This is a genomic window from Hungatella sp. SL.1.14 (genome assembly GCF_024460495.1).
GTDB classification, from domain to species: Bacteria; Bacillota; Clostridia; order Lachnospirales; family Lachnospiraceae; genus Hungatella; species Hungatella hathewayi.
Map to the genome: position 1 here is coordinate 1 of NZ_JANFYJ010000548.1, position 286 is coordinate 286.

Genomic DNA, 286 nt, shown 5'->3' on the forward strand with positions numbered 1-286 from the left:
CTGCAGAGCTGATTTTCAGCGCATGGCAGTAGGATGGCCGCATCCGGTGCTATCCGAAGGGAAGTATCTATCCCTGTCATACGGCCTGCGCGGCGCAGGTGTTGTGCCGCCTGGGAGATGGAGAGGATGAGCGGCTTAAGACCACATTCCGCTACTTCCTGGACAGCCAGTATCAGGACGGCGGCTGGAGATGCCGAAAGTTTTCCTTTGGCCATGGCCCGGAAACAGAGTATTCCCATCCGCATCCAACACTTCTTGCACTCAATGCCTTCCGCTTTAGTGATTA

General features: G+C 55.6%; 1 protein-coding gene. It reads right to left on the bottom strand.

What is annotated here, in order from left to right:
• Positions 1–245 (bottom strand): hypothetical protein (locus tag NE473_RS33000; protein ID WP_349769285.1); only part of this gene is annotated, 245 nt, incomplete at its 3' end.
• Positions 246–286: the final 41 nt, after the last annotated feature.